This window comes from Gemmatimonas sp. (assembly GCF_041689975.1).
Taxonomy (GTDB): Bacteria; Gemmatimonadota; Gemmatimonadetes; order Gemmatimonadales; family Gemmatimonadaceae; genus Gemmatimonas.
This window is the reverse complement of sequence record NZ_JBDNFF010000312.1, coordinates 1-4,139: the sequence shown is the minus strand read 5'-3', so window position 1 is coordinate 4,139 and position 4,139 is coordinate 1. Positions and strand designations below refer to the sequence as shown.

Below are 4,139 nucleotides of genomic sequence, written 5' to 3'. Positions count from 1 at the left end.
TCTTTGCCCTCCCCGCCATGTGCTTGCCACGCTTCCTTGCTGCTACCAACCCAGACTACGTGCTCGACCAGATGGTGGCCCGCCAACACGCTTTGAGCGCACTGCGTGCGCAGGGGTTTCGGCGCTATCTGCGCAGTGCTGAGCGACCGGTGCGAGGCGACAGAGCAGCAACACCTCGTCTCATAGACCGATACCGGTGTCGGCAACCGAGCATCTCGTTCTTCGGCTTCCCGACGATCTGCCGTGGTGGCGTGGCGGCTGCGCGATCTTCATTATCCCGGCATGGGTTCGTCAGCGAGCAACGTTGATGCGACCCCCAGCGGGGATCCTCACCGTAATGGAAAATATGCTGACCGAAAGTGCCTTGACCACCACGCTGCAGGAAGCTGCAGCGACTCTGACGTTGACCATGGTCCGAGCGGCCCGCGTTCCGCTCCTCTCCGTGCACGCCGCGCCGATGGCGGCGACCTACGGCATCTGGGTGAACGAACCGCTGTACATGGCCGCCCGGTGGATCGTGTACATCGGATCGACGAGCAACATGCGTCGACGGGTGACCGAGCACCGTCAGACCTACCGCGACTGTCAGGGCATCGAACCTGAGAATGTCTTGATCAGCGTGCTGCCGTCCAGTACCCACGCATTGGCTCAGTGGGCCGAATCGTCTCTACTCGAGCATGTGCGTCCGGCCATCAACCTTGTGCTTCCCGGGTCGGGCTGCAAGGGCAGAGGACGCGTTCGCGAAGCCGGCAACCCCACACCGTTCAGGGTTCTTCACCCGCGCGTCGCATCTGTCGCCGACCCCGTGGCGCAGGAGCATCTCCGCCGACAGGTCATCGCTCACCTGTCGAAGACTGCGGCTCCTGATTGGTGCATGGACCAGTTGCGCCGCCCCGACTGACAGGCCTTGGGAGTGGACTGGTGGCGTTCACCAGTGGGTGAGGCCCAACTCCGGGCCTTACCCAAAGGACACAACCATGAGCAGCTTCGGCCGCACCCACAAAATCCTCACCGCCATTGAAGGCGGTGCGGTGACACCCTCGGCGATCGGCGCCGAACTGGACCTGGACACTGGCTCGATCCGCAGTTCATTGGCAAGGCTGCGGCAGCGCGGCGATGTCGAGTGCGACTCCGTCGGCGACTGGACGACAGTACCTCGAGCCGATTCCCGACGAATCTTGGACACCCTTGAGCTCATCGAGTCAGACTCTCGGCGCTGGAGCGTCGACGAACTGGCGGCAGTCGAAGATCTGACCGTTGGGCAGATCCTCGTCATCGCGGAAACACTCGCAACGGCGGGTCTCATCGAAAAGATGTCGGCCACCATGTTCCGAATGATGGACGCGACCGATCTCGACCGGTACTGAGCGCAACGCCTCCACGGCGTGAACATTTAGGTGTGCGGGTTCCAATCGGGACCCGCACTCCGCTTTTTCAGGGCGAGCCGGACCAAGCGAGGTCAGGTCCATCTCTCCTACGAGCGTGCCGGCAGCGACTTGTAGAACCCAGTGGTCAGCATGGCTTGTGATCGCTCGCAGGTCTGGCCGGTAGCCGATGATGAAGGTGCGAATCGAACCCACGCTCAGCTGCTTCCTCCTCGTGTGAACGAGGAAGCCGCCGGCGATCGGCGGCGTCAGGCTCCGGTACGGTGCCCTCAGAAGCAGCTTGACGACACCACCGTGCCGCGCCGCTCCAGGCAAGTGTGCACCGCAGTGTGAGGCCGAGTGCCGGAGTCTCCGATGAGCAGAGCGCCGGAGCGAAGCGTTGGAGCGCTGACGCCATGGCCCGGCGTAGTTCGACGTTCACGCTGATCAAGGGCGAGATGAATGCCTACGTGTGGACATTGCGGTGGTTCCGAGACGAATCAGCGTCAGAGGTCATCGAGGAAGCTCCGAGCCTCAGCGTCGGCATCCTCGTTGTTTCGGACGTAGTGCTTCACGAGGGTGTCTTCCGTGTTTCCCAACCAGATCCCGATCTTGAACCACTCGATAGGCGCACCTGACTTGTTCACCATGACGGTGCGCCACCACATGACCGTGTGATGGCGAGCGTTGTTCCATGGAATCGAGGCCGGCCACGACGACCGCGCGCGAAGTTTCCTCCACTCATCATTGAACCGCTCCTTCGTCGGTGGGAGTCCGGTGGCCGGATCCGTGAAGAGCAGATGTTCGTGTGGGCTGATCGGCCGTGACTGCCCGGTCTTCTCTACTGCATCGTCGAGCTTCCTGAGGTGTGCGTCGTAGAGCGCTGTCTGTGCCTCTACAACCTCGTCGAGCGATGCGTCTGGCTCAAGGACCAGTGACGCCCTGCAAAGCTTGAGCAGCGGCTCATGCAAGGACCCCGGGTACGGCGTTTCGCGGCGCAATTTCGTCTTGGTCGGTTTGAGCGCACACGAAATCCCCACCTTCGGACGGCCCCAGCGGACCGAATGACGGATGAGCAGCTTCCTTGTCTCGAAGTTGATATCCACGGCTCGTAGCGCCAGCTGCTCGGCCAGTCGCGGTCCGCAGAAAAGTGCGATGCGCATCAGGACTGTCAGCCAAGGCCATTTGGGGGCCTGCTCAGCTGTGGCGAGGACGCTGTCGACATGGGCGCGGGTTGGGCGGAGCGGAACTGGGACGTAGGAGCGGTGAACACCCTGCTCGGTGCCCTTGCGTGTGTAGTTGACGTTCTCCAGCGGATCGTCACCGCGATAAAGCCATCGCTGATTGTCCTCGCCTTGTCGCCACGCTGTGGACCGCATGCCAGACAGGGCCGAACCGAGGTCTTCGACGCGCGACGACGACCTGCCCTTGTTTCGGGCGGCAGCTATCCATGTCATCGACCGGTACGCCGTCCACTTCCGAACCTCGAGATCTCCATGTTCTCGAAGCACCCACACGTTGAGGAGGTTCTCAACTTTGTGAACATAGGTCTCGTCGCGTGAGCTGAGTCGAAGCCAGTCGAGGTATCGAACGGCCAGATCGGCCATCGTTGGCGCTTTAGAACGCGCAGCTGGGATCGCGACCTGCTGGGTGAGCCTCGTTTCGAAGGCGTCGAAGTGGTCGTCGGGGTCCGCGTCGTCTGGAACGGTCGGATACTTCCATTCCTTCGTCACTGGGTCCTTGAAGGCCACGCGATGGTACGGCATCTTGGCGGTGGGCCCGTAAAGCTTGGCGCGCCACCCGCGCCCTCGCCCGTTGTCTCGCAACTTGCCGATCCTCAATGGCTGGTTCTTGCTGGCAGCCATCAGGCGGCCTTTTTGCGATCGCGCCGGCGGGTGAGGATGTCGTCGTCACAATGGTCGACGTCGATCTGCGCGCTCACGGTTATGGGCTGTGGATTGGTAGCCAGAACCGGGCCCAGCGCAGTGCCGCGAGCATCTTCGAAAGCCATTACATGATCGAGCCTCCAGACGCGATATCCGATCTCGCCGGGAAAGCCGGTCTGGTTGACGAAGGCGCACACCAACGTCTTGCCCCGGACGTAGCGCACCATCAGCTCCTTGATCCCAACAAATGTGTTAGCTGGTGACGTGGCGAGCTCAATGAACGTAGCCAACGCTGCGGTCGTTGCTTCCGGCGGTGCCGGTACGGCCGATACGCCTTGCCGACGTTCGAAGGAAAGCACGTGATCGAGTCGCCAAAAACGGTGCCCGATCTCTCCGGGAAAGCCGGGCTGGGCGATGTAGTTGCAGACCCAGGTCTTGCCTCGGCCGTAGCGGACCATCAGCTCCTTGATCCCGACGAAGGTGTGCTCTGGTGAGTTGCTGAATGAATTCATGCGGTGAACGTGTGAGTGAGCCTGTAGGACGCATTCGGCTCCCCACTCGTCGCAAGTCGGGCCATCCTCCAGCGGCCAAGGCAAACTCGCCGATGACGCTGCCGCCGGGCTCGTATGTACCGCTCGTATGTAGGGCTGTGGCCGACGGGACCGTCCACGGTGTCCGGCGACGTTCTCGCAGACTCTGCACCGATACCGTGAGGTCCATGACTGCCCCCAACCGGCTTGCCTCGGAAACCAGCCCCTACCTGCGCCAACACCGCGACAATCCGGTCGACTGGTACCCGTGGGGACCTGAGGCGTTCGCGGCGGCGAAGGAGCGCAATGTGCCGATCCTGCTGTCGGTCGGCTACTCCGCCTGCCACTGGTGCCATGTG

The 4,139-nt window shown here is 62.3% G+C and carries 5 protein-coding genes; 3 read left to right on the top strand and 2 right to left on the bottom strand.

Translation table 11 applies throughout. The features are described 5' to 3' along the window. Nucleotides 1–337 precede the first annotated feature (337 nt). Both ACESNG_RS18925 and ACESNG_RS18920 read left to right on the top strand, forming a co-directional pair. Nucleotides 338–901 (top strand): GIY-YIG nuclease family protein, encoded by a 564-nt coding sequence (locus ACESNG_RS18925; protein WP_373070334.1) that lies wholly within the window; start codon nucleotides 338–340, stop codon nucleotides 899–901. A gap of 76 nt (nucleotides 902–977) precedes the next feature. Then, a complete protein-coding gene (locus tag ACESNG_RS18920) occupies nucleotides 978–1,367 on the top strand; it encodes a hypothetical protein (protein WP_373070332.1) in 390 nt (129 codons plus the stop codon). Between the two features lie 503 nt (nucleotides 1,368–1,870). Here the strand turns inward: ACESNG_RS18920 and ACESNG_RS18915 are convergent. Continuing rightward, a complete protein-coding gene (locus ACESNG_RS18915; protein WP_373070330.1) occupies nucleotides 1,871–3,229 on the bottom strand; it encodes a hypothetical protein in 1,359 nt (452 codons plus the stop codon). Beyond that, nucleotides 3,229–3,762 (bottom strand): hypothetical protein, encoded by a 534-nt coding sequence (locus ACESNG_RS18910; protein ID WP_373070328.1) that lies wholly within the window; start codon nucleotides 3,760–3,762, stop codon nucleotides 3,229–3,231. Before ACESNG_RS18910 ends, ACESNG_RS18915 begins: the two co-directional genes overlap by 1 nt. Before the next feature lie 206 nt (nucleotides 3,763–3,968). Here ACESNG_RS18910 and ACESNG_RS18905 point away from each other — a divergent pair. Next, on the top strand, nucleotides 3,969–4,139 hold a 171-nt coding region (locus tag ACESNG_RS18905), incomplete at its 3' end, for a DUF255 domain-containing protein (RefSeq protein ID WP_373070336.1).

What these genes read in the sequence shown, in the direction of transcription:
- ACESNG_RS18920 (WP_373070332.1), top strand. Translation starts at nt 978, where the DNA reads ATGAGCAGCTTCGGCCGCACCCACAAAATCCTCACCGCCATTGAAGGC.
- ACESNG_RS18910 (WP_373070328.1), bottom strand. Translation starts at nt 3,762, where the DNA reads ATGAATTCATTCAGCAACTCACCAGAGCACACCTTCGTCGGGATCAAG.
- ACESNG_RS18915 (WP_373070330.1), bottom strand. Translation starts at nt 3,229, where the DNA reads ATGGCTGCCAGCAAGAACCAGCCATTGAGGATCGGCAAGTTGCGAGAC.
- ACESNG_RS18925 (WP_373070334.1), top strand. Translation starts at nt 338, where the DNA reads ATGGAAAATATGCTGACCGAAAGTGCCTTGACCACCACGCTGCAGGAA.